The organism is Oceanicoccus sagamiensis (assembly GCF_002117105.1).
Taxonomy (GTDB): Bacteria; Pseudomonadota; Gammaproteobacteria; order Pseudomonadales; family Dasaniaceae; genus Oceanicoccus; species Oceanicoccus sagamiensis.
This window is the reverse complement of the sequence record NZ_CP019343.1, coordinates 1325622-1351887: the sequence shown is the minus strand read 5'-3', so window position 1 is coordinate 1351887 and position 26266 is coordinate 1325622. Positions and strand designations below refer to the sequence as shown.

Sequence of the window (26266 nt, the reverse complement as noted above, 5' to 3'; positions counted from 1 at the left end):
CCGAAATAAGAGTGTTAGTGCGACCCGGTTCGACAACGGGCATTACGTTACGTTGCTCTGGCAGACAAATCAAGGCTTGCCAAAGAATGCCTGAATAGTAGTTTTATTATATTTATCTTGCACTTATGGATAAAAGCTTGAAACTATGTTAAATATTTATAGGTTAAATCTTTATAGGCAATCGCTAAGTTTTTGATCGTGGTACTTGCCGCACTAGCATTAGCTAGAATAAACGCTCCAGATAATAAGGCCCTACGGTATGGAAGGAAATTTTGAAGATCTAAAAGTCATGGTGATTGATGATAGTAAGACTATCCGCCGCACAGCAGAAACGCTGCTGAAAAAGGTCGGCTGTGATGTCGTCACCGCCACCGATGGCTTCGATGCCCTGGCAAAAATTGCGGATACCCGACCCAATATTATCTTTGTCGATATTATGATGCCGCGTCTGGATGGTTACCAAACCTGTGCGCTGATCAAAAACAACAGTGAATTCAAAGACACGCCAGTGATTATGCTGTCGAGCAAAGATGGCCTGTTTGATAAGGCCAAAGGTCGAATTGTGGGGTCTGATGAATATTTGACCAAACCTTTCAGCAAAAACGAATTATTAGGGGCGATTCAGTCCCATGTGGGTGAAACCCAGTAGTTTTCCGATAAGGCGCCCGCAGGCGATAGCCCAGGCCCTTTAAATACATTAAGCATAACAATAACAGGTGCCGAGCACCGTTGTGACGCGGAGGAAATATGGCTCGAGTGTTAATCGTTGACGATTCGCCGACAGAAACCCACAAAATGTCTACTATTTTAGATAAACATGGTCATGAAGTGATCACTGCCGAAAGCGGTGAAGAAGGTGTGGCTAAAGCTAAAGAGACTTTGCCCGATGTAGTACTTATGGACATCGTTATGCCAGGGCTAAATGGCTTCCAGGCCACTCGCCAACTGAGCAAGCACGATACTACCAGCCATATCCCGGTCATTATTGTGACCACCAAGGATCAGGAGACTGACCGCTTGTGGGGTAAGCGTCAGGGCGCTAAAGGCTACCTGACCAAGCCGGTAGATGATGGCACCTTAATGAGCGCCATTTCCGATGTGCTGCCCTGAGTTAGCGGCGACAGCATCGGCAATACACGATTTTAACAAGAACTTATGATGAGTAAGTCTTATGAGTAACCCAGCAGAACCTTTTGACCTCTTACTGGATATTGCCCAGCGCAGTATCGGTAATGCACAAGGTTTGCCTGCGCAGGTGGATATCAAGCCCCATTGGTCGGGCATTGGTTTTAAGTTGGCGGGCCATCATTTTGTGGCGCCCATGGGTGAAGTGGCAGAAATTCTGGCCCAGCCCCCTGCCACTCGTCTGCCGGGCGTACAGGCCTGGGTGCGAGGCGTATCCAACGTTCGTGGTCGTCTGCTTCCTTTAATTGATCTTGAAAGTTTCTTTGGCGGCGCCCTCGGTGCCCGCAAAAGCCGCCGGGTATTGGCGCTCGAACTGGGTGACCTCTATACCGGCTTGATTGTTAGCGAGGTCTTTGGGATGCAGCATATTCCCACTGATTCATTTCGTGAAGATATTCCAGAAATGTTAGATCCATTAAAACCCTTTCTGGCTGGATCCTATGAACATAACAACCAGGTTTGGTCTGTATTTAGCCCATACAAGTTGGCGCAAAATGCAGAATTTTTTAACGCGGCGGCAACGTAAGTTGCGGCTTTAAATTTTAAACGATGTGTAACAGTTGTAGTTAACCTTAACTAGCAGCGGGGAGCCCCGGGCATGAACGCTAAAACAGCAGGTGCAGCAGCAAAGCTGCCCACCAACCGAGCTATAAGCTTTTTCCTCTTTTTGATGGTAGCCGGTATTATCGGCGCCGGTTTCAACGCGTATATCGTGTTGCGAGATGCGGGCTTTGATGCGCGCTATCTGGAGCTAACCGGTGAACTGCGAGTACTCTCGCAGCAGATATCGACCAGCTCTCGTCAAGCCACCGGCGGTGATGCGGCGGCCTTTGACGAGTTGTCAAAATCCCGGAATAAGTTTAACCAGACCATCGGCATTTTGCAGAACGGCACTTCTTCGTTGCCGTCACCGCAAAGCATGTTGTCGAGTGAGCTGTCTGAGTTAGGCGGTTTATGGAATAAGGTAAACACCGCATCCTCTACCATCGTTGATAACCGTGAAAGGATTTTGTTCTTGCACGAAGTTGCGAAAACGCTAAATGATTCGATCCCGGAATTACAGGCGGAATATAACAACGTTGTGGAGATTCTTTTAGAAAACCGTGCACCGGCGGAACAGGTGGCGGTTGCACAGCGTCAATCCTGGCTGGCGGAACGTATTGCACGTAACGTGGATAACATGCTTCAGGGTGGCGCAGCTGCAAAAGACGCGGCGGACCAGTTTAACCTCGATGCGAGTTTATTCGGATCGGTACTAAACGGTATGTTGCAAGGTAACAAAGCGATGCGCATATCCCGAGTGACGGATAAAGACGCAAAGGCTTCGCTTGAAGAAATTAACAAACTGTTTGAATTCGTAAGTGGCTCGGTTGATGAAATCTTCCAGGCTTCTCCGGATCTTCTTAAAGCCCGTACGGCGGCAGACGAAATTGTTGTTGATTCACCGCAGGTAATGGAATCCACCAGTAAGCTGGCGGAAGAAATCACTACGTTGGAAAGCAAACGAAATATTACCGGCACCACCGCCCTGATCTTTTTGGGGGTGACCTTATTCTCCTTGGCCATGATTGGTATCCAAACATTCCGCAACACCCAGTTCCGTTTACGTGAAACCGGTGAGATGAATGAGCGAAACCAAAACGCGATCTTGCGTTTACTGGACGAGCTGGCGGATCTCGCGGACGGTGACTTAACAACGACTGCAACAGTAACCGAGGATTTCACCGGTGCAATTGCTGACTCTATTAACTTCACCATTGACCAATTGAGAATCCTGGTATCGCAGATAAACGATACGGCGGTGAAAGTATCCGCGGCGGCACAGGAATCGCAGTCTACTGCACTACACCTTGCCGAAGCTTCCGAACACCAGGCGCAAGAAATTGCCGGTGCATCGGCGGCGGTTAACGAGATGGCGGTAACCATCGATCAGGTATCTTCAAACGCTGCCGAATCAGCGGGCGTTGCGGAGCGATCGGTTGCGATCGCAAACACCGGTGCTGAAGTGGTACAGAACACCATCAACGGCATGGATAATATCCGTGAGCAGATACAGGAAACCTCAAAACGTATCAAACGTCTGGGTGAATCATCACAGGAAATCGGGGATATCGTATCGTTGATCAACGACATCGCCGACCAAACCAACATTCTTGCACTTAACGCGGCCATCCAGGCATCGATGGCGGGTGACGCCGGTCGAGGCTTCGCGGTTGTTGCGGATGAGGTACAGCGACTTGCGGAACGTTCTTCAGCTGCGACCAAGCAGATTGAAGCACTGGTTAAAACGATTCAATCAGATACTAACGAAGCAGTTATCTCGATGGAACAAACCACCGCGGAGGTGGTACGTGGTGCTCGCTTGGCACAGGATGCAGGTACAGCGCTGGAAGAGATCGAAAAAGTATCGCAGGAACTGGCGGAATTGATCCAGAACATCTCGAACGCTGCACGCCAGCAGGCATCATCAGCGGGTCACATTTCCAACACGATGAATGTTATCCAGGAAATTACCTCGCAGACATCGTCCGGTACAACAGCAACCGCACAATCTATCGGTAACCTTGCTGATATGGCGAACGAATTACGTGAGTCGGTTGCGGGCTTCAAGCTACCAGAAGAAGCTGAGCTGGTAGTTGATGTTGAAGACGAAGAAGACGTTTACGAGCAAGAAGAGCCAGAATTGGCTATGGCTTCTGGCGAGTAGATTGTTAGATTTTTTTAAAAGTTAAAGACTTGAAGAGTTATCGGCAATGTCGACATGGTCTTATAAGGCAGCGCCGGAACTTAGTGATGAACAATATGCTCGTTGGCAGTCTCTATTAGAGGAACGCACGGGCATTTGTTTTATGCAGCATAAGTCCATTTTACAGAAAGGCCTGCGCCAGCGAATGAGCGAGGTAGGTGCTGAGGACTATGAGCAATATTTTCAACAGGTCAGCGCAATACCTGATGGTGTTGTTGAGTGGGCGCAGCTGGTTGACAAAATTTCTGTTAAAGAGACCAGTTTTTTTCGTGACAATTATGCCTGCGATGTAGTTAGAGACTTTCTGTTAGAGCGTGTAGCAGACAATGCCGAGTCAGATACCTACCCTCTGGATATATGGAGTGTAGGTTGTTCTACCGGCGAAGAGGCATACTCGCTGGCGATGTTGGCTAGTGAAGTGATTGATTACTTGGCGGTAAAAAGTTTTCTTGGTGTGATGGCGACTGATATAAGTCAAACCGCGCTAACGCTAGCACGCAGGGGTATTTACTCTGGGCGAAAAATAGAAAGCTTGCCGCTGGCAATAAAGAATAAATATTTTACAAAAAATAATCAGGGTGACTTTGAAATTACACCCGCCTTGCGCCAAAGAATTTATTTTGTACAAGGCAATATGTTAGAGATAGAGCAGGCACCAAAATTGGCAATGGATGTTATCTACTGCCAAAACGTGTTGGTTTATTTTCGGCGGGAAAGACAGTGGCAAGTGTTAAATGCACTAACAGAACACCTAAAGCCCGGCGGAATGTTAATGATTGGTCCCGGTGAAGTAGTGGGTTGGCAACATTCGCAGATGCAGCGTAGTGGCGATGAGCAAGTCCAGGCCTATGTGAAACGAGGACTCACTAACTAATTAGTGGAATGCTATGAGTCGAACAACTAAAAAGGTTGGAACAGCATGAGTGAGCGCCAAGATTTTATCGCGCTGGAGTGGGTGGCAGGAGAAATAGGGGAAACTCTAAATCAGGCGGCCCAGGCGTTAGAAGCGTATATCGCCAATCGCGATGACTCAACAAAGCTACGGTTTTGCTTAACCCATATTCACCAGGTGCATGGCACCTTGCAAATGGTGGAATTTTTTGGCGCTGCACTATTGGCTGAAGAAATGGAAGGGGTTGCCGAGGCCTTAACGCAGAACAAAATTCATGGCAGTCATATTGATGATGCTTTGGATGTCTTAAGGCATGCGATTGCTCAGCTCCCGGTTTATTTAGAAAAAGTTAAAGAATCCCGCCATGGTTTACCGGCAACGCTATTGCCGGTGTTAAATGATCTGCGTGCAGTGCGCGGTGAAAGCCTGCTGTCAGAAACCGTTTTATTTGCCCCGCAAATGGTTTCCGCACATAACCATGTTGACGGAGAACTGCAGGTTTCTACTGCCGAGCTGGCAGAAATTGCGCATAAACTTCGACAAATGTTTCAAATTGCATTGCTGGGTTTTATTCGCGGTAATGATATCAAGAAAAACCTTAACTATCTGGCCAAGGTTTGTGCGCGGCTGGTCAAATTGACGGAAAGTTTTCCTTCGCAGCCTTTATGGAAAGTTTGTATTGCGGTCTTGGAAGGCCTCCTTAATGGCTCTATCGAATCCAGTGTGGCGGTAAAAATACTATTGCGCCAGGTTGATCGACAGATAAAGAATATTATCGATGAAGGTGAGGCGGCTATTAAGCGTGGCGCGCCTGACGATCTGTTAAAAAACCTGTTGTACTATGTTGCGCGCAGCAAGGCCAATTCGCGTTATATTCAGGAAATTAAAACCGAGTATCAACTCGAGCAGTCATTGCTGGGTGAAACAGAATTAGATGATGAGACACTAGCGACACCGGACGCCGGTGTTATGCAGTCAGTGGTTGAAGCGCTGGTGCAAGAAATGAAAGATATTCAGCTTGCTCTGGCCGATGCAGGCAGTGATGCGGCAGCTTTAACCGAGGTATTGCCTTTATTCCGTCGTGTTAACGATACCATGGCGATTCTGGGTATGGGTGGCGCACTGAAACAAGTTCAGGAACCTTACACCCGTTTAGCGAAAGCTTTGGCCACACAAGATGTGGTAGCAGACAATGAGCTGCAACAAATCAGTGAGCAGCTAGCTACAGCAGAAGCAGAGCTTAATCCTAATGCCGTTATTAACAGTACTGACGAGCAAGCTCTGTTTAATGATAGTGAAGAAGCCCAGGAACATCTTGATCTGGCCTTTGAGTCGGTGGTCAGAGAGTCACGCAATGGCCTGGAGCAAGCCAAAGAAGCCATTATTGAATTTGTTGCCACCCAGTGGAATCACAATTCTTTAAGCGATTTGCCGTCACTGCTCAATGAGATTCACGGTAGTTTAAATATGGTGCCGCTAACCCGTGCGGCCCAGGTGATAAAATCCTGTGAACATTATGTGAGTGAATCGCTGCTGGCACAAAAAGCGATTCCTGAGTGGCAGGTTCTTGATACTCTGGCTGATGCCATTACCTCGATTGATTATTATTTAGAACGTTTAAGTGACGGCAATGCCTCAGAGGGTGAGGCGATTCTTGATGTTGCCGCTGAAAGTGCTGCCGAGCTCGGCTATCCCATTGCTTTATCCGCGAGTGCAGATGATCAGGTGCCCGTATTGGATGACGTTGAAACTGAACCTGAAGCGCCATTAGAGACCTTAGCGGAAGAGACGGTTGAGCAGGAAGAAACCGCAGCAGCAGATATTCCAGTGTTGGCTGAAGTGATACCGCTGCACGGCTCTGCTGCTGAAGAGCCAGAACAGCCAGCAGCAGATATGGCTGCCAAAGCGGTTGAAGACGATGAAGATTTTGACCCGGAAATTGTAGAAATATTTATCGAAGAAGCCGGCGAAGTGCTTGAAACCATCGATGAGTTTTTGCCCCAGTGGCAGGCTGATCATAATGATGAAGAGGCACGCTCCACGGTTCGTCGTGCATTCCACACCTTAAAAGGCAGTGGCCGTATGGTCGGAGCCACCGATATTGGTGAGCTGGCCTGGTCAGTAGAAAATATGCTGAACCGGGTGATGGAAGGTTCGATCACAATCGACCAGGTCCGTTTTGATCTAATGGCGGAAACCCGTAGCACGGTGCCAGAATTAGTGACCGCCTTTGAGCAACGCCAGCAGGTCGATAAAGCAGTTTTTGAACCCTTGATTGAACGTGCCAATGCTCTGGCCGCCGAGCAAACTCCTGAGCTGAGTGATGTTGTTGAGTCTGCAACTGTCGCTGAGGACATCGCCGATAACAGTGCTGAAGAGATGGCTGAAAATATCTCCGAAGAGATTGTTGAGCCCATAGCTGAACAGGACATTGATCAAGCTACTGAGGATAGCAGCGAGGCGCTTGCTGACAATATTCCTGTGTTGGAAGAAACCGAAGCGTCTGCCACCTTGAGCGAGGCAGAAACCCTGCTGAGAATGCCGGTAATTACCGACAGTCAGGCAGAAACTTTGCTAAGAACGCCAGTGGTTACCGACAGCGACCTTGAAGCAGCGGAGCTTAATTCAGAAGAAGAGCTGGATGCCGAGCTGATCGAGATATTTGCCTCTGAAGCCGCCCTGCATGGTCAGGTGCTCGATGATTTTATTGCTCACTGCAAAGAGCTCGCTGGCCCGGCAGAGTTAACCGATGTTCTGCAACGTGCACTGCATACCCTTAAAGGTAGCGCCAATATGGCGGGTGTCTTACCGGTTGTTGGGGTTGTTACACCGGTAGAGCTGGTGGTTAAAGAATTACGTGCCAGTCAACTGAAAGTGGATGCACCTCTGGTTGAACTATTGGAGCGCGGCTCTTTATTAATTAAAGCGGGCATAGAACAGTTGGCCATTACACCGCTGCAAGACTTGCCGGGTGTCGATGACTATGTAGAAGAATTAATGGCCTTATTTAATCAGCGCATTGCTGATGCTGCTGATGTTGAACAAGCAGATAACGGTATTCCACCGGAAGCGCTAAACCAGTTCCTAACCGAAAGCCTCGATCTGATTACAGAAATTTCTGGTCGTCTGGTGTTATGGCAGCAGGGTGATATAGAGCCTGGTGAACCCGCTTTATTGGAAAGCTTGATGGACCGTTTTATTGTCCATGCAGAGTCAGTCAATATGCTGGCACCGGTTGAATTTGGGCAGCAGGTTCAGGTGTTATACCGTCGTGCTGCGGAGCTGGACCCGAAAGCGATTGCCGATGACTTTTTTGAGTTATCGAATAGAGCCAATGACAGCTTAATTGATATGTTAGACCAGATCGCCGGCCATCAAACGCCTGTATTTGATGCAGAGATTTACGGTGAAGTGGAAGACTTTGAATTTGCGGAAATTGATATTGCGCCAGCACAAGCTGCCGAAGCAATAACCGAATCAGCCGATCCTGCCTTTGAGTTGTCGGATTCTGTTGATGATAACGATTTGCTGGACGTGCTGGCAGAAGATTCAGAGCTGATGGAGGCTTCTGAGGTTGTAGAGCTTGATCTTGATGCCACGGTGAGTATGGCAATCGTTGATGATAGTCATTTACCCAGTGATGAAGATGTTGAGATTGAAGATTTTGCCATTGATGATTCTGTGGCCACCGTTGCCTTTGATACCGTTGATGTCGATGCCTCCGAGATAGAAGAGCCTGCTGTTGATAATGAAACCATTGTTGCCGCTATGAGCAACTTGGCTGATGCGGTTGCTGACCTTGAGCAAGAGCCCGAAGCTATTCAACCAGAACCAGAACCAGAACCAGAACCAGAACCAGAACCAGAACCAGAACCAGAGCCAGAACCCGTTGCTGAAGCTGAGCCAGTGGCAGCAGATGCAGAAGAAGACGATGATGAGATTGATGATGAAATTATCGAAATCTTCCTGGAAGAAGCTGACGACTTGTTGGAAAATCTGGATGAAGCTATTCATGGCTGGATGGATGACCGCGGCAACCGAAGTTATTTAGATGACCTGCTACGCATACTCCACACTCTAAAAGGGGGTGCACGTCTAGCAGGCATGACACCAGTGGGCAACTTAAGTCACAACTTTGAAACCTCATTAATCGGTTTGGAAAACCAACAAACTGATGTCAGTGATGAAACCCTCAACGATATCCAGAACTATCAGGATCAACTACTTGCCCAGATCACAGCCGTTAAAGCGGGTGAAGCGATTGCAGATGTTGAGCAAATGGAAGAGCCAGAGCTTGAGCAGCCTGGCGCTGAGGCAGTGGCTGAAGATGAAGCCGAAGCCACGCCAGAGCCAGAACCTTCAGTAGAACTGGAAGAGGCAAGCGATCTTTCTTTTGATGAAAGTTTTGATATGGATGATATCGATATCGAAGCAGCCACGGGTGATGATCTGGTGGCGCAAGAGAGTGATGCAGACGATAGCCCTGAGCAAGCATTGCCCGAACGTGCCGCTGAACCCGAGCCCAGTACGACTATTGTGCCGCTTGAGGCCCAGCGTCCAAGAGAAGTTTCAGCCGTAGAAATCGCTACACAATTAGTGGACCCCAATCAGAAGAAGGGCCCACAGGAAGTGGTCAAAGTGTCTGCTTCGTTATTGGAAGAGCTGGTTAACCTCGCAGGTGAAACCTCTATTTCCCGTGGCCGAACCGAAGAACAGGTGTCAGAACTGGTATTCTCCCTCGATGAAATGCAGATCACTGTTGATCGATTGCAGGAACAGGTGCGTCGTCTGGATATGGAAACGGAACAACAGATTCTGTATCGCCAGGAACAGGTGGAGAGTGAAGGCCTGGAAGGTTTTGATCCATTGGAAATGGATAGATACTCACAGTTGCAGCAGCTTTCGCGCTCACTATTGGAATCCTCTTCGGATTTGATCGATATTAAGAGCACCCTCGCGGATAAGTCCCGCGATATGGAAACCTTATTAATCCAGCAGTCCCGTATCAATACTGAATTGCAAGAAGGCTTAATGCGTTCGCAAATGGTGCCGTTTTCCAGAATGGTACCCAGACTGCGCCGGATTATTCGCCAGATCAGTGGCGAGCTGAACAAAAAAGTCGATTTCCAATTAGATAATATCGAAGGTGAATTGGACCGTACTGTATTGGAGCGGATGGTTGCACCTTTAGAGCATATGTTGCGCAACGCGGTTGACCACGGTATCGAAACTGCCGAGCAGCGTAAAGAGTCTGGCAAAGCGGCTCGAGGCAATGTCACCTTGGGTCTGGCTCGTGAAGGCGGCGAAGTGGTGATTACCCTGTCTGATGACGGTGGTGGTATTAATTTAGACGCGGTTAAGAGCAAGGCGATTGAGCGGGGCTTAATGGAAGCCGATGCCGATTTAACCGACCATGAAATTTTACAATTTATTTTACAGGCCGGTTTTAGTACCGCGACAGAAGTCACCCAGATTTCAGGTCGTGGTGTTGGTATGGATGTGGTGCACAGCGAGATCAAACAGCTGGGCGGCTCAATGGACATCGATTCCAAGCTGGGGCAGGGCACCAGCTTTGTGGTGCGCCTGCCGTTTACAGTATCGGTCAACCGCGCCTTGATGGTACGAGTCGGCACCGATATATACGCCATTCCTTTAAACAGTATTGAAGGTATTGTGCGTGTAAGCCCCTTTGAATTAGAAGCCTATTACCAGCCTGATGCGCCTATGTTTGAATACGCAGGCCAACCTTATCTATTACGTTATATGGGTGCTCTGCTGCACCGCGGTGAAAAGCCCAACCTGGAAGGTCAATCCATGCCGTTACCGGTGGTATTGGTTAGAGGGGCCGAGCATTCAGTGGCCATTCAGGTAGATAACCTGATGGGTTCACGAGAAATTGTTGTTAAGCCTCTGGGGCCACAATTTAGTACCGTGCAAGGTTTATCCGGTGCGACGGTACTGGGTGATGGTAGTGTGGTGGTTATCCTTGATCTCCTGGCGATGATCCGTGCCGATGCCTCGCATATGTACCGCGACTTTATTGCTGGTCAGGAAGAGCAAATCGATGATGACCGCAATACGATTGTTATGGTGGTCGATGATTCTGTAACCGTGCGTAAAGTCACTTCGCGCCTGTTAGAACGACAGGGTATGGATGTTGTGCTGGCAAAAGATGGCGTTGATGCCGTCACCCAGTTACAGGAAATCGAAGTGATTCCAGATGTTATGTTGCTGGATATTGAAATGCCGCGGATGGATGGTTTTGAAGTCGCCAGCCGAGTGCGACATAACTCTCGCTTAAAAGATATCCCGATTATTATGATCACCTCGCGAACCGGTGAAAAACACCGTGAGCGGGCGTTGTCGTTGGGTGTGAATGAATATATGGGTAAGCCTTATCAAGAGTCGGTGTTATTAGAAACCATCAATACCTTAACCGGTGCAACCGCTGAGTAAGCTGCCTGATGTCAGAGCTTATTATGCCGCGCATTGGTTTGGTTACCGACAGTGACCTTAATCGCTATGTATTACAGGCAGTGTTAGCAGAAGGTCATTATGAGCTGGCCGGGTCTTTTGATCGAACAACGTTATCGGCTTATCTGAGTGAACATAAAACGACGCCCGATATTGATGGCTGGTTAGTTGATATCGATGATAACGATATCCAGCAATCGCTGGATTTATTATTGGGGCAAAGTGATTTACCGCTACTGGTTAACGATGATATTCCGCCAGTACAAGACGCCAAAGACCATGAGATTTGGCAGCGGCGCTTATTAGAAAAATTAGAAGTGCTGGTGATCAGAAGTGTGGAGTCGGTAGAGTCTGCACTGCCGGTCGAGATGTCGGCCAATAAAGTTTGGGTGCTGGTGGCATCAATGGGTGGGCCCGACGCAGTAAAACGTTTTTTAACCACCTTACCGCAAGCGCTGCCGATTGCTATGGTGTATGGCCAGCATATAGAAACCAACTTTGATGGTTTATTGACTAGCGCCGTCACCGGCCATGATTACCCCATGCAATTAGTCAGTGGTGAGCAGCAGTTGGTCAGTGGGGAGATTTTAGTTGTTCCGGTTGACCATCAATTACGTTTTTTATCTCGGGGTCGTGTGGTTGAAACGCGAAAAGCCTGGGCCGGTAGTTACCAGCCCGCGCTAGACCAGGTGATTGCAGATTTGGCCCGAGTCTACCGACAAAATTTAGGTGTGATTGTGTTTAGTGGTATGTGCAATGATGGCGAAATTGGTTGCCGCGTTGCCAAAGCTTGCGGTGGAACCGTTTGGGCGCAAACACCAGAAAGCTGCTTAAGCCCCGATATGCCCAATGCCGCGATCAGTACCGGCTGTGTATCAAGGCAGGGCACACCTGAGCAATTGGCCGAAGCACTGGCCGCAGAATTGAATATTTAGATCATTTTATAAAGGGCAAAGCAATGAGTGGAGAATTACAGTCGACAATCGCGGCTAATGAGTTGGCAACACTCTTAATACCCATGAGTGGCAAGCAGTTAGTACTGCCTAATGTATCCGTGGCAGAAATTATCCCCTATATCGAGCCGCAGGCCGATGATGATAAACCGGACTGGTATTTGGGTGCCTTTAATTGGCGCAACACCGATGTGCCATTAGTGTCTTTTGAAGCGATGAATGGTGAGTCTTCAGGTGGCCAGGGTAAGGACCGTCGTATCGCCGTGCTCAATGGTCTGGTGGATAACCAGCGATTGCCTTTTTGCGGAATTGTTACCGAAGGTGTACCCAGATTAATGCGCATTATGCCCGATGAAGTATCGGCGGATGAGGGAGCTACCAAGGGGCCGTCGGAATTATCAAGCGTTATGGTCAGTGGTGAAAAAGCGGTTATTCCTGATGTTGATTTTATTCAGCAAGAAGTTTTAAACGTCCTGTAGGGTGGATTATAATCCACCGGTAATGACCGGGGCTGGTGGATTACAATCCACCCTACGGTCTACATATCACCCCAAATATGTTGTAACAATGTAATCGCCGCCAGTGGCGCGGTCTCTGTTCTTAAAACCCGTGGGCCCAGTTGCAGAGGGATAAAACCCTGTTGTTCGGCCTCGACAATTTCGCGTTGGCTTAAACCTCCTTCCGGCCCAACCAATAGTGCTGAACTGCGAATACTCAAGGAGGCATCAAGGGCTTGCTCGGTTCGGTGGTGTAAAACCAGTTTCTTTTCAGCATCTACCGTTTTTACCCAGTCATCGGCAGTACTTAAATTATTCACCACCGGTATCTGGTTGCGGCCACATTGTTCACAGGCACTGATGGCAATGTGTTGCCAATGCTGTAATTTTTTTTCCAGCCTTTCGCCCTTTAATTTAACTTCCGTTCGCTCACTGGTTAATGGCGTAATAGCCGTAACACCCAATTCAGTGGCTTTTTGTATCACCAACTCCATCCGATCACCTTTGGATATTGCAATCCCTAAATGAATAGATAAAGGGGATTCATTATCAATATACTTGCCCTCGGCAGTGCGGATCGTCACACTTTTTTTACCCGCCTCCTCAATCACCGCCGGGTATTGAGAGCCATCACCATTAAAGACCAGCAGTTCAGCCCCGGCCTTTAGCCGAAGCACTTTACTGATATAGTGGCTGGGTTTTTCTGCAAGCGTGACCAGGCTATGGGACGACAGAGCAGAGTGAAGATAAATACGGCTAATACGCATAATAAAATGTCTTCAAAACCTCATCAGGTAGTCAGTCATCAAGCCATTATTCTTTGAATAGAGAGGCCAGTAAATTTAGCAATTAATGCTGGTTCAAGCCCTTCGACCAGCATTTTTTGGCAATCTCCTGTTTGGCGTTAAGGTCGCCTTTATGTCGTCCTTCTTGAAGGCCTCTAGGTTTACCTTTCCTAATACCTTTTTGGATTCCTTGCTGAGACGATTTAGAGGGTAGGGCGTTGCTTATGGCTTGTCAAATAGAAAACCCCCGGTGACGACGGGGGTTTTGGTGGCAATTAAAGTTTGAGATTATTCCAAATCGCTTTATTGGGTTCAATCTGGTTCATCGTATAAAAATGAATGCCTGGTGCGCCATTCGCCAATAATTGTTCGCATAATTTGGTCACAACATCGGTACCAAAAGCGGCAATGCTTTCTTTATCGTCACCATAGCCTTCCAATTTCTGGCAAACCCAGCGAGGAATTTCCGCGCCACAGTTTTTAGAAAAACGGGCAAGGTTTTGATAATTGGTTATGGGCATAATGCCGGCGTAAATTGGCTTGTCGATACCGATTTTCTGGCACTGGTCCATAAAATAAAAATAAGCGTCGGCATTGTAAAAGTACTGGGTAATGGCACTGTCTGCGCCAGCATCAAACTTTTGTTTCAGAAATTGAATATCTGAATCGTAATTATCAGCATCCGGATGAATTTCCGGATAGGCAGCTACTTCCAGATGAAAATGATCACCAGTATGCTTGCGAATAAATTGCACCAACTCTTCCGCATAGATTAAACGCTGTGCTCCCATACCTGAAGGCATATCACCACGCAGAGCAACAATGCGATTAATGCCGGCCTCTTTATAGCTAGTAATTAATTCAAGCATTGAGGCTTCATCGTCACCGCCAAAGGATAAATGCGGAGCCGTTGAAATACCTTCGTCGGTCATGGTTAACACAATATCTTTGGTATTGTCGCGGGTTGAGCCGCCAGCACCGTAGGTGACCGAGAAAAAATCCGGGCCCAACTGATTTAATTCTTTGCGGACTGTCGCTAATTTTTCCCGGCCGACATCAGTCTTGGGCGGAAAAAATTCAAAACTAAAGCGCTTGTTCTCGCTCATAATCTTTAACCTGTAGGGTGGATTATAATCCACCTTGCTTAACTAACGTGTTTACGGACGGTGGATTGTAATCCACCCTACGGTGGCTAATTCCCGCTTAGCGGGAATTAGCCATGGGTTTAGTACTTATAGGACTCGACTTTATAAGGCCCATCAACCGGTACATTGATATAATCGGCCTGTTCCTGTGTCAGCTGAGTAATCACGCCGTTAAAGCCCTTCACCATATCCGCTGCCACTTCTTCGTCCAGCTTCTTCGGTAATACTTCCAGCGTAATCGCATTCGCCTTCATATTGGCTTCCAGATCCGCAAATTTGCGCTCATACAAGTAAATCTGCGCCAATACCTGGTTGGAGAACGAGCCGTCCATAATACGCGAGGGGTGACCCGTAGCGTTACCCAAATTCACCAATCGACCTTCTGACAACAGGATTAAATGGTCGTTGCTGGCCTCATCACGGTAAACCTTGTGAACCTGAGGCTTCACCTCGTCCCATCTCCAGTTCTTACGCATATAGGCCGTATCAATCTCATTGTCGAAGTGACCAATATTACAAACCACCGCACCGTTCTTCAGACTCTGCAAGATCGCTGAATCACACACATTGAAGTTACCCGTTGTGGTGACAACCAGATCAGTATTCTGTAACAGAGCAACGTTGATATCTTCTACCTTGCCAGTGTTAATACCGTCGTTATACGGCGAGACTACCTCAAAGCCGTCCATACACGCCTGCATCGCACAGATCGGGTCAACTTCGGTCACCTTAACAATCATACCTTCCTGACTTAATGACTGAGCAGAACCTTTACCCACATCACCATAGCCAATCACCAGCGCTTTCTTACCCGACAACAGGTGGTCAGTACCACGCTTGATCGCATCGCTTAATGAGTGACGACAACCGTATTTGTTATCGTTCTTGGACTTGGTCACAGAATCGTTAACATTGATCGCCGGGACTTTTAAGCTGCCTTTATCCAGCATCTCTTGCAGACGGTGTACACCGGTGGTGGTCTCTTCGGTAATACCGTGGATAGCGTCTAACATCGTGCCGTACTTCTCGTGCAGCATTAAGGTTAAATCACCACCGTCATCCAATACCATATTGGCATCCCAGGGCTGGCCATCTTTTAAAATCGTCTGCTCAAGACACCACTCATACTCTTCTTCTGTCTCACCCTTCCAGGCAAATACCGGTACACCCGCCGCCGCAATCGCCGCCGCCGCGTGGTCCTGGGTCGAGAAGATATTACACGAGGACCAGCGCACTTCTGCACCCAGTGCGGTCAGGGTTTCAATCAATACACCGGTCTGGATGGTCATATGGATACAACCCAGGATCTTGGCACCCGCCAATGGCTGGCTGGCACTGTACTTCGCACGCAGGGCCATTAACGCCGGCATTTCTGTCTCAGCAATATTCAGTTCTTTACGGCCCCATTCGGCTAATGAGATATCGGCAACTTTATAATCAGTCATGGTCTTTTCCTTCGTTTTTCTCTGTATAGGTAAATAGGGCTTAGGCGTTCAGGGCTGCTTTCAGGGCATCGGCACGGTCAGTCTTTTCCCAGGTAAAGGCAGTAAACGTGTCTGACTGTTCATTGCCCTGCTCGTCGGTCCAGCTGTAGGTGTGCTCAAAAGGCTCACGACCAAAGTGACCGTAGGCAGCAGTTAATTGATACATCGGGTGCTGCAGGTCCAGCATGGTGGTAATGGCATAAGGGCGCAGGTCAAAGGTCTTGCGGATGGCTTTAATCAGCTCATCGTCAGATACCGTACCGGTGCCAAAGGTGTTGACGGCTATCGACGTCGGCTCGGCGACACCAATCGCGTAAGACACTTGAATTTCACAGCGGTCGGCAAGACCTGCCGCAACTACATTCTTCGCCACATAACGGCCTGCATACGCGGCTGAGCGGTCAACTTTAGAGGGGTCTTTACCGGAGAATGCACCACCACCGTGACGGGCCATACCGCCGTAGGTGTCTACGATAATTTTACGGCCAGTCAGACCACAGTCGCCCACAGGGCCACCAATCACAAAGTTACCGGTGGGGTTAATATGGTATTCCGTGCCTTCGTGCAACCACTCGGCCGGCAGGACGGGCAGGATGATATTTTCCAGCACGGCTTCACGCAGGTCATCTAAAGAAATATCGGGATCGTGCTGGGTAGAAAGAACCACGGCATCGATGGCCACAGGCTTGCCCTCTTCATAGCGCAGGCTAACCTGTGATTTGGCGTCAGGGCGCAACCAGGGCAAGACCTTGTCTTTGCGCAGGTGGGCCTGGCGCTCTACCAGGCGGTGCGAGTAGTAAACCGCCGCAGGCATCAGTGTATCGGTTTCGTTAGTGGCATAGCCAAACATCAAACCCTGGTCACCGGCACCCTGATCTTCAGGCTTGGCGCGGTCAACTCCCATATTGATATCGACAGACTGTTTACCAATGGCATTCAGTACGGCACAGCTGGCGCCGTCAAAGCCTACTTCAGAGCTGTCGTAGCCAATGCCGGTGATTACATCACGGATAATATCTTCCAGATCCACATAGCAAGAGGTGGTTAGCTCGCCAGCGACAATGGTCATACCGGTTTTAACTAATGTCTCAACGGCAACACGGGCAACCGGGTCGCGACAGATAATGGCATCCAATACGGCATCAGACACCTGGTCAGCCATTTTATCGGGGTGGCCTTCAGACACTGACTCTGAAGTGAAAACTGAATATTCTGACATGTTAATTCCTCTTAATGTCGTCGATAAAAAAGTAAAAAAGTAAAATTAAAAAAGGTAAATTAAATTTTAATAAACTGTCTAATCTGAACTCTAAAACCATTACGTTGTGCTAAATAAATATTTTCACCGGTTTTAAATCCGGCATCGGCTGCCCACTGGGTTAGGTCTTCAGGCTCAAAACCCAGCCATACATCACCGCAGGACTCTCTTGCCCAGCTTTGGTCATGGCTGCATAAGTCCGTTACAAAAAGTTGGCCGCCAGTTTTTAGTGCCTTGGACATGTCGTAAAAAATGTCAGCGGGGGAGGGAGTATGGTGCAGCACCATATTAATCACCACGCAATCGGCATTCAGTGCCTGCACCTGGGCGTGTTTGGTATCACCATGAATAAATTCAATATTGGACAGCGCGCTTTGCTCACTAAAGTGCGCAGCTTTGTCCAGCATTTGCTGTGCATTATCAAGTGCGTAAACCTGTTGAAAGCGCGGCGATAGCTCTGCCAAAAAAGCCCCTTCGCCGGGGCCAACTTCCAGCGCTATGCCATTATTATGGGTATTGATACTTCTACTGATTAAATCAATGGTGTTATGGCCATAAAGTTCGTAGGCGGCAATTTGTTCTTGTTGTTCTCTAAACAGGTCGGCGTTTTCAGTAAAAAATAATTGTGAACTGGCAGCCCGTTCCTGTTGTACCGCATCCACTTTCTGTTGCAGTTCAGCCGAGGTGGCCTGCTGATCAATGGTGTGATGCAGGGCCTGCTGTAATTCATTGAGCTGGTTATTGCTGCTGCGATTGGCGCGGCGGTAAAAAATGGTATTGCCTTCGCGGCGAGTTTTGACCAAGCCGGCATTGGCCAGAATTTTCAGGTGGTGGCTCATACCCGACTGCTTGGTATCGAAAATACTGCATAGTTCCAGCACGCCATAGGAGTCATGGCTCAGCACCTTTAATATATCCAGACGCAACTGGTCAGCACTGGCTTTGCAGAACATCAGTAAGTTCTGCTGCTGTGCGTCGGCGGTGGGCAAAGGGCTAACCTTGTTGGTGGATTTGCTTGTCATGGCGGAGGATAATAGCAGCACTTCAAATCTATATCAAAATATTTTGATATAGATTTGTTATAAACAACCCCCTGAGCTGAGCAAATGGGCGGCAAGTAGGGGCAAATTCCAATGAAATGCCCATGATTAGTGGCTTTCCAAGGATTTTTTGCCCTAAGCGATTGCCGTTAGCTCGCGGGTAGGGGAAAATACCGCCTTTTTCCCCAGCCCCTCTTTAGGAGTCTTAATAGATGCCCTCTCGTAGCGAATTAGCTAACGCCATCCGCGCCCTTAGTATGGACGCCGTTCAACAGGCCAATAGTGGCCACCCCGGTGCCCCTATGGGTATGGCCGATATTGCTGAAGTTCTATGGAATGATTATCTGCAGCATAACCCTGCCAACCCCAACTGGGCCGATAGAGACCGCTTTGTGCTGTCCAATGGCCATGGTTCGATGTTGATTTATTCGCTGCTACATTTGAGCGGCTATGAGCTGCCGATGGAAGAGTTACAGAACTTCCGCCAGATGCACTCAAAAACACCGGGTCACCCGGAATATGGTTATGCGCCGGGCATTGAAACCACCACAGGCCCATTAGGGCAGGGTATTACTAATGCTGTAGGTATGGCTGCTGCCGAGAAGATTCTGGCGGCACAGTTTAACCGCGATGGCCACGAAGTAGTTGATCACTACACCTATACCTTTTTGGGCGATGGCTGCTTAATGGAAGGTATTTCCCATGAGGCCTGTTCACTGGCCGGGACGCTGGGGCTTGGTAAATTAATCTGCTTCTACGATGACAACGGTATCTCTATCGATGGTGAAGTTGAAGGTTGGTTTACCGATGATACTCCCAAGCGTTTTGACGCTTATGGCTGGCATGTTATCCCTGCCATCGATGGCCATGATGCCGATGCTATAAAAGCAGCAATAGAAGAAGCCCGCGCCGAAACCGGCAAGCCTACGATGATTTGCTGTAAAACGATTATTGGTAAAGGTTCACCGAATAAGCAGGGCAAAGAAGATTGCCACGGCGCGCCCTTAGGTGCTGATGAGATTGATCTGGTGAGAGAGACTTTAGGCTGGTCACATCCTCCATTCTTTGTGCCGAGTGATGTTTATGCCGGTTGGAGCGCCAAAGATAAAGGTGCGCAACTGGAGCAGCAGTGGAATGAGCGCTTTGATGCCTATGCTGAAGCCCACCCTGACCTGGCGGTAGAGTTTGCCCGTCGTCTCAGTGGTGATTTACCAGAAAACTTTGCCGAGCAAGCAGATGCCTATATCCGTGAGTTACAAGCGGATGGTGTTTCGGTTGCCTCACGTAAGGCCTCGCAGAATACCTTAAACGCCTACGGCCCCTTGCTACCAGAAATGCTGGGTGGTTCTGCGGATTTAGCCGGCTCTAACTTAACTATCTGGGGTGGCTCAAAAGGCGTGACTGCCGACGATGCTTCCGGCAACTACTTATTCTACGGCGTACGTGAGTTTGGTATGTCGGCGATGATGAACGGTATTGCTTTGCACGGTGGTTTTATTCCTTACGGTGCCACCTTCCTGATGTTTATGGAGTACGCTCGCAATGCTGTCCGTATGGCGGCATTAATGCAGCAGCGCAGCATTTTTGTTTATACCCATGACTCGATTGGTCTGGGTGAAGATGGCCCAACTCACCAGCCGGTTGAGCAGCTGACGTCATTGCGTTCTACACCTAATCTGGATACCTGGCGCCCCTGTGATGCAGTTGAATCTGCGGTATGTTGGAAGGCAGCGCTTGAACGTAATGACGGCCCAGCCGCGTTAATCTTTTCTCGTCAGGGGCTGGCTCACCAGACTCGTGACGAAGAACAGTTGGCCAATGTGGCTCGCGGTGCTTATATCCTTAGCGATTGCGACACTGACCCCGATGCCATCATTATTGCTACCGGTTCTGAAGTGCAGCTAGCGTTGGATGCTAAAGCCGTATTGGCAGAACAGGGTCGCAAAATTCGTGTGGTATCTATGCCTTCTACCTCAGTGTTTGATCGCCAGGACGTTGTCTATAGAGAATCAGTGCTGCCTAGTAATGTGTTACCACGGGTTGCTGTTGAAGCGGGCCATAAAGATTTCTGGTACAAATATGTTGGCCTTGATGGTCGCATTGTCGGTATGGAAACCTTTGGTGAATCCGCCCCCATCAAAGACTTGATGGAACACTTTGGCTTTACTGTTGATGCCGTGGTTGAAGCGGTTGAAGACGCACTGGGTTAATTGATGGCCGAGCGTGGTGATGTGATTCGTATCGCGATCAATGGCTATGGTCGAATTGGGCGCTGCGTATTACGCGCCCTTTACGAATCGGGCCATCACCCTGCGATGCAAGTGGTTGCAATCAACGAGCCAGCAGACCTGGCCACCATCGCTCATCTGACTAAATACGATAGTACCCATGGGCGTTTTCCCGCTACGGTTGCTACCGGTGAAAACAGCTTGCTGATTAATGGCGATAACATTGCTGTCAGTCATCACGATAGCCTTGAGGCGCTTGATTGGTCAGAGCAAGAGCCTGATCTGGTATTGGAATGTACCGGGCATTATGCGCTGGAAACAGAATTAAAAACCCATCTGGCAGCGGGTGCCAACAAGGTGCTGTTATCACAGCCGGGCATGGCGCCGATCAAGCCTATCGTGATGGGCCTGAACCAACAGGCCGTGACGGAAGCGCAGCAGATTCTTTCGGCCGCTTCCTGTACCAGTAACTGTATTACGCCTGTTATTGCGGTATTGGACAAAGCCTTTGCTATTGAGTCCGGGGTGATTACCACCATTCATTCGGCGATGAACGACCAGCCCGTGATTGATGCCTATCATCATACGGACCTGCGTAAAACCCGTGCCGCCGGGCAGTCAATTATTCCGGTAGATACCGGCTTGGCCGCTGGCATTGGTAGAATTATTCCCGCCATGGAAGGTAAGTTTGAGGCGCGTGCCTTAAGGGTGCCGACCATTAATGTCTCGGCTATGGAGCTGTCTATCGTGGTGGCCGCGAATGCCAGTATTGAAACTGTGAATAATGCGTTGCGTGAGGCTTCGCAGGGTGACTTAATAGGCATCCTTGGTTATAGCGATGAACCTTTGGCCTCTTGCGATTATAATCACGATGCCCGCTCGGGTATCGTGGATGCCGGTCAAACCCGGGTTAGCGGTAAAATGATTAATGTACTGGTTTGGTTTGATAATGAATGGGCTTATGCCAACCGTATGCTAGATGTAGCCTCCCATTGGCTGCGAGATAATTAGAATAAATACCATCAGGAGAGAGTGAAGTCGATGTCCAGTAGTGTAATAAAAATGGTCGATCTGGATCTTGCGGGAAAGCGAGTATTAATCCGTGAAGATTTAAACGTCCCCCTTAAAGACGGTGCCGTGAGCAGTGATGCTCGTATTCGTGCGGCCTTACCCAGTATCGAACACGCCCTTAATGCCGGTGCCAAAGTGATTGTGATGTCGCATCTTGGCCGTCCTACGGAAGGTGAGTTTGAACAGCAATATTCTATGCAGCCGGTAGCCGACCATCTGGGCCAATTACTAGGCCGCAAGGTGCCAGTGATTAGCGAGTGGCAAAACGGTGTTGAACTGGCCGATGGTGAACTCGCTCTGTTAGAAAATGTACGTTTTAATCCCGGTGAGAAAAAAGACAGCGAAGACTTATCCAAAGCCTATGCCGCCCTTTGCGATATTTTTGTAATGGATGCCTTTGGTACCGCACACCGCGCTCAAGCATCAACCCATGGTGTGGCTAAATTTGCCCCGGTTGCCTGTGCCGGTCCATTACTGGCTGGCGAACTGGATGCACTGGCACAAGCTTTAGCCAAACCTGAGCGCCCGATGGTGGCTATTGTGGGTGGCTCAAAAGTGTCTACCAAGTTAACGGTATTAGAAACCCTGTCCGATGTGGTCGATCAGTTGGTGGTTGGTGGTGGCATTGCTAATACCTTTTTAGCCGCCAGCGGTAAGCCCGTTGGTAAATCCCTGTGCGAACATGACTTGATTGATAATGCTAAAAAACTCATGGCCAAAACCCATATCCCTGTGCCTACTGATGTCGTTACCGGCAAAGAATTTTCTGAGACGGCGGCGGCCGAGATAAAGGCGGCGGATGCTGTGGCCGAAGATGATATGATTTTTGATATCGGTCCCGATAGCGCAGCACAGATTGCGGATATACTGAAAAATGCTAAAACCATTCTGTGGAATGGCCCGGTAGGTGTTTTTGAGTTTGACCAATTTGCCAGCGGCACCCAGGCACTGAGCGAAGCGATTGCCGATAGCGATGGTTTTTCCCTTGCCGGAGGAGGCGATACGCTTGCCGCCATCGACAAATACGCGATTGCCGATAAAGTGTCCTATATCTCAACAGGTGGCGGTGCCTTTCTTGAATATGTTGAAGGAAAAATATTACCCGCCGTTGCGGTGCTTGAAGCCCGCGCAGCAGAATAGTTATTGAAAAAAACACACATTTAAAATAGTAAATATAAAAGGAACGAGACAATGCCACTAGTATCCATGCGTCAATTACTGGATCACGCTGCCGAATATGATTACGGCGTGCCCGCCTTTAATGTAAACAACCTTGAGCAGACCCGCGCCATTATGGAAGCGGCCCGCGAAACCAATAGCCCGGTAATTATGCAAGCCTCCGCCGGTGCCCGTAAATATGCCGGTGCGCCATTTTTGCGCCATATGATCTTAGCGGCGATTGAAGAGTTTCCGGAAATTCCGGTGGTTATGCATCAGGATCACGGCACCAGCCCTTCCGTCTGTCAGCGTTCTATCCAGTTAGGTTTTTCATCCGTGATGATGGATGGTTCACTGGAAGCCGATGGCAAAACTCCGTCGAGCTATGAATATAATATCGATGTTACCCGTCGTACCGTCGATATGGCCCACGCCTGTGGTGTTTCCGTTGAAGGTGAATTAGGTTGCTTAGGTTCACTGGAAACAGGTCAGGCCGGAGAAGAGGATGGTGTCGGTGCAGAAGGCACGTTGTCCCACGATCAGATGTTAACTGATCCGGAAGAAGCCGCAGACTTTGTTCAAAAAACTCAGGTCGATGCATTGGCTATCGCTTGCGGTACCAGCCACGGCGCTTACAAATTTACTCGCCCACCGACAGGCGACATTCTGGCAATAGACCGCATTAAAGATATTCACTCGCGCATCCCCGGTACTCATCTGGTTATGCACGGCTCGTCTTCGGTGCCGCAAGAGTGGTTGGCGATTATTAATGAATTTGGTGGCGAGATCCCTGAAACTTACGGTGTACCCGTTGAGCAGATTGCTGAGGGCATCAAGCATGGTGTTCGCAAAATCAATATCGATACCGATTTACGTTTAGCTTCAACCGGTGCTATCCGTCGCTTTATGGCACAGAACAAATCAGAGTTTGACCCACGTAAATATTTGCAGCAAACCATTAACGAAATGAAAGCCATCGTTAAAGATCGCTACGAAGCCTTTGGTACTGCGGGTAATGCGGACAAAATCAAACCCATTAATCTGGAAGATATGTTCAAGCAATACGAAAGCGGTGCTTTGGACGCCAAAATAAAATAAACAACCCCGCGTAGGGTGGATTAAAATCCACCATCTCCACCACAATGGTTTTGGTGGATTACAATCCACCCTACGGCCAGGCGGTATGAATACACTATGAACCTAGATGCCCTGGTCGCCAATATAAAAAGCCTTGACCCTACAAGGCCTCCCGCTACCAGCGATGCAGAGCGAGATTACTTTCGATTCTACGGCATCAACTTCGAAGAAAATAACGATCATATTGTTCACCACTTCGGTCATATTGCCTGTGATCGCTTTGATATTGTTGCCCACTATTTTGAAAATAGACTCGCCGTCGAAACCTGTTTTATCGTCCATGGTTTTTATGATCATGCTGGCTTATATCGCCATATTATAGATTACTGTTTAAAGAGAAATTTCTCAGTGGTTATCTATGACTTGCCGGGCCATGGCTTGTCGGCAGGAACACAGGCCAGCATTGATAGTTTTAATGACTATCAAATCGTATTGGCCAATATTCTGGTGTTCTTTAAAGATGTGGCACCGCGTCCCTGGAAAGCCATCGGGCAAAGTACCGGCTCTGCGATACTGATGGATTTTTTAATCGCCGGGGGTAATAAAATTCTACCCAAGACCGTTTTGCTGGCACCGCTGGTTCGCCCCCGTGGCTGGTTGGTGTCAAAACTGGTTCATAGCGTCGCAAAGTTGTTTTTAAAGCAAATAAAAAGAAATTATCTGGATAGTAGTCACGACCATAAATTTCTGGACTTCGTCAAAAACAAAGATCCATTGCAGTCACCAGTATTGCCGTTGCAGTGGGTCAGTGCGTTAAGAAAGTGGATACCCCACTTTTTAGCCAGTGGAGTTAGCCAGGCAAAACCCTTGGTGATACAGGGCAAGGAAGATACTACGGTTGATTGGCCCTATAACCTGACGTTAATCCAGAAAAAATTCCCCGACAGAAAAACCTTCTATTTAAAAAACGCCAAGCATCACCTTGCTAATGAAACGGAGGATAGTCTGCAGACTATGTTCTCGGCGATGGATATCTATTTTGATGTTTATGGTGGGTAAAAAGCCCTTAGACTTTTTATATTTGGCGTAAAAGCGGGCCCAGCTGAGCAGATTTTAGACTTTAATCTATACTGTTGTTGACACGGTTAATACCTATCTCGATTAAATAATCACTAAAAGGGCGTTTTCATGGAGCAAAATAATTTCCAAAAAGAGGTGATTCAGGCAGCCATCAGTGTAGGGCTTCTTATCTTTATACTGTATGTCAGCCTACAAATTGTTAAGCCCTTTATCGTATTGGTGTTATGGGCAGGGATTATCGCTACAGCACTATACCCATTACACAAGTCACTCACGGCCAGACTGGGTGACAATAAAAAGCGATCGTCGGTACTGATTACCTTGGTGGGCTTGGCTATTTTGATTATCCCCGTTTCTTTGCTAACGGATTCACTAATTGATACCACCCAAACAATTAGCGATAAATTGGCCGAGGGTGATTTAAAAATCCCCCGCCTTCCGACAGTGTCGCACAGTGGCCGATTGTCGGTGAGAAGGTCTATGCAAGCTGGAGTTCTATTTCTTCAAATCTTGAGGGTTTTCTGTCGAAAAATAAACTACAGCTAACCGAGGTGAGTAAAACCTTGCTGGCTGTTGCTGCCTCGACGGGTAAGTCGGTGGTCATGTTTGTTGTGGCTACCATTATTTCCGGTGTTCTCTTGTATAAGGCAGAGGGCACCAGAGATAGCCTCTATCGTTTAGCGCATCGTTTGTTTCCCTTTAAGGGGGCGGCTATTGTTGATTCTTTAGGGGCTACTATCCAAAGCGTTGCCAAAGGCGTACTGGGTACGGCACTTATTCAAACCCTGTTATCCACCATCGGTATGATGGCTGTCGGTGTACCGGGTGTGGGCCTCTGGGCAGTACTGGTATTACTGGTGGCCACGGTTCAGCTGCCCCCGATTATTATTCTTGGCCCGGTAGCGGCCTATGTTTATTCTGTAGAGCCTTCGTGGGTAGCAACCTTGTTTCTGGTTTACAGTATTGTGGTGAGTTCAAGTGATGCGTTGTTAAAACCATTGTTACTTGGCCGTGGCGTTGAGTTACCGATGTTGGTGATATTGATTGGTGCAATTGGTGGAATGATTTTCGCGGGTATTATTGGTTTGTTCGTGGGGGCTGTCTTCTTGGCACTGACGTATCAGCTTTACAATGAGTGGCTGGATGATGATGCCAGTGCACCCAATTATAAACCTTGAATTACAGCTTGGAGG

20 protein-coding genes are annotated in these 26266 nt (G+C 48.4%); 15 read left to right on the top strand and 5 right to left on the bottom strand.

What is annotated here, in order from left to right; all coding sequences use genetic code 11:
• Positions 1-259: 259 nt before the first annotated feature.
• From pilG to BST96_RS06035, 8 genes are all read left to right on the top strand, one after another.
• Entirely contained in the window at positions 260-649 is a 390-nt protein-coding gene (pilG, locus tag BST96_RS06070) for a twitching motility response regulator PilG (RefSeq protein WP_085757833.1), read from the top strand.
• Positions 650-747: 98 nt separating this feature from the next.
• Positions 748-1110 (top strand): twitching motility response regulator PilH, encoded by a 363-nt coding sequence (gene pilH, locus BST96_RS06065; protein ID WP_085757832.1) that lies wholly within the window; start codon positions 748-750, stop codon positions 1108-1110.
• Positions 1111-1171: 61 nt separating this feature from the next.
• On the top strand, positions 1172-1711 hold the full coding sequence (locus tag BST96_RS06060) for a chemotaxis protein CheW (protein WP_085757831.1): 540 nt from the start codon (positions 1172-1174) through the stop codon (positions 1709-1711).
• A 72-nt stretch (positions 1712-1783) separates the two neighbouring features.
• Positions 1784-3892 carry a methyl-accepting chemotaxis protein gene (locus tag BST96_RS06055; protein ID WP_085757830.1) on the top strand — a complete coding sequence of 703 codons (2109 nt, stop codon included), beginning with the start codon at positions 1784-1786 and terminating at the stop codon, positions 3890-3892.
• 46 nt (positions 3893-3938) lie between these two features.
• Positions 3939-4805, top strand: a complete 867-nt coding sequence (locus tag BST96_RS06050; protein ID WP_085757829.1) for a CheR family methyltransferase — start codon at positions 3939-3941, stop codon at positions 4803-4805.
• A 45-nt stretch (positions 4806-4850) separates the two neighbouring features.
• Complete coding sequence (locus tag BST96_RS06045) at positions 4851-11279, top strand: hybrid sensor histidine kinase/response regulator (protein ID WP_085757828.1); 6429 nt, start codon at positions 4851-4853, stop codon at positions 11277-11279.
• A gap of 8 nt (positions 11280-11287) precedes the next feature.
• Positions 11288-12232: a chemotaxis protein CheB gene (locus tag BST96_RS06040; RefSeq protein WP_085757827.1), complete on the top strand. Its 945-nt coding sequence runs from the start codon at positions 11288-11290 to the stop codon at positions 12230-12232.
• A gap of 23 nt (positions 12233-12255) precedes the next feature.
• Positions 12256-12729, top strand: coding sequence for a chemotaxis protein CheW (locus BST96_RS06035; RefSeq protein WP_085757826.1), 474 nt, complete (start codon positions 12256-12258; stop codon positions 12727-12729).
• 59 nt (positions 12730-12788) lie between these two features.
• On the opposite strand, the gene BST96_RS06030 is transcribed toward BST96_RS06035, so the two are convergent.
• From BST96_RS06030 to BST96_RS06010, 5 genes are all read right to left on the bottom strand, one after another.
• Entirely contained in the window at positions 12789-13514 is a 726-nt protein-coding gene (locus BST96_RS06030) for a 16S rRNA (uracil(1498)-N(3))-methyltransferase (protein ID WP_085757825.1), read from the bottom strand.
• A 293-nt stretch (positions 13515-13807) separates the two neighbouring features.
• A complete protein-coding gene (gene metF, locus BST96_RS06025; RefSeq protein WP_085757824.1) occupies positions 13808-14638 on the bottom strand; it encodes a methylenetetrahydrofolate reductase [NAD(P)H] in 831 nt (276 codons plus the stop codon).
• A 119-nt stretch (positions 14639-14757) separates the two neighbouring features.
• Positions 14758-16122 (bottom strand): adenosylhomocysteinase, encoded by a 1365-nt coding sequence (gene ahcY, locus BST96_RS06020; protein WP_085757272.1) that lies wholly within the window; start codon positions 16120-16122, stop codon positions 14758-14760.
• A gap of 40 nt (positions 16123-16162) precedes the next feature.
• The gene (gene metK, locus BST96_RS06015) at positions 16163-17380 is read right to left on the bottom strand and encodes a methionine adenosyltransferase (protein ID WP_085757273.1); all 1218 of its coding nucleotides are present in this window, start codon (positions 17378-17380) and stop codon (positions 16163-16165) included.
• 59 nt (positions 17381-17439) lie between these two features.
• Positions 17440-18462: an ArsR/SmtB family transcription factor gene (locus BST96_RS06010; RefSeq protein WP_240554908.1), complete on the bottom strand. Its 1023-nt coding sequence runs from the start codon at positions 18460-18462 to the stop codon at positions 17440-17442.
• Positions 18463-18671: 209 nt separating this feature from the next.
• Between BST96_RS06010 and tkt the strand changes: the two genes are divergently transcribed.
• The 7 genes from tkt (at position 18672) to BST96_RS05975 (ending at position 26251) form a co-directional block, all read left to right on the top strand.
• On the top strand, positions 18672-20669 hold the full coding sequence (tkt, locus tag BST96_RS06005) for a transketolase (RefSeq protein WP_085757823.1): 1998 nt from the start codon (positions 18672-18674) through the stop codon (positions 20667-20669).
• Between the two features lie 3 nt (positions 20670-20672).
• Positions 20673-21698: a type I glyceraldehyde-3-phosphate dehydrogenase gene (locus tag BST96_RS06000; protein ID WP_085757822.1), complete on the top strand. Its 1026-nt coding sequence runs from the start codon at positions 20673-20675 to the stop codon at positions 21696-21698.
• Between the two features lie 30 nt (positions 21699-21728).
• A complete protein-coding gene (locus BST96_RS05995) occupies positions 21729-22898 on the top strand; it encodes a phosphoglycerate kinase (protein ID WP_085757821.1) in 1170 nt (389 codons plus the stop codon).
• A gap of 51 nt (positions 22899-22949) precedes the next feature.
• The gene (fba, locus tag BST96_RS05990; protein WP_085757820.1) at positions 22950-24014 is read left to right on the top strand and encodes a class II fructose-bisphosphate aldolase; all 1065 of its coding nucleotides are present in this window, start codon (positions 22950-22952) and stop codon (positions 24012-24014) included.
• Positions 24015-24110: 96 nt separating this feature from the next.
• Positions 24111-25052 (top strand): alpha/beta hydrolase, encoded by a 942-nt coding sequence (locus tag BST96_RS05985; protein ID WP_085757819.1) that lies wholly within the window; start codon positions 24111-24113, stop codon positions 25050-25052.
• Positions 25053-25181: 129 nt separating this feature from the next.
• Complete coding sequence (locus BST96_RS05980; RefSeq protein WP_085757818.1) at positions 25182-25619, top strand: AI-2E family transporter; 438 nt, start codon at positions 25182-25184, stop codon at positions 25617-25619.
• A 5-nt stretch (positions 25620-25624) separates the two neighbouring features.
• A complete protein-coding gene (locus BST96_RS05975) occupies positions 25625-26251 on the top strand; it encodes an AI-2E family transporter (RefSeq protein ID WP_169713924.1) in 627 nt (208 codons plus the stop codon).
• The last annotated feature ends 15 nt before the right edge of the window (positions 26252-26266 follow it).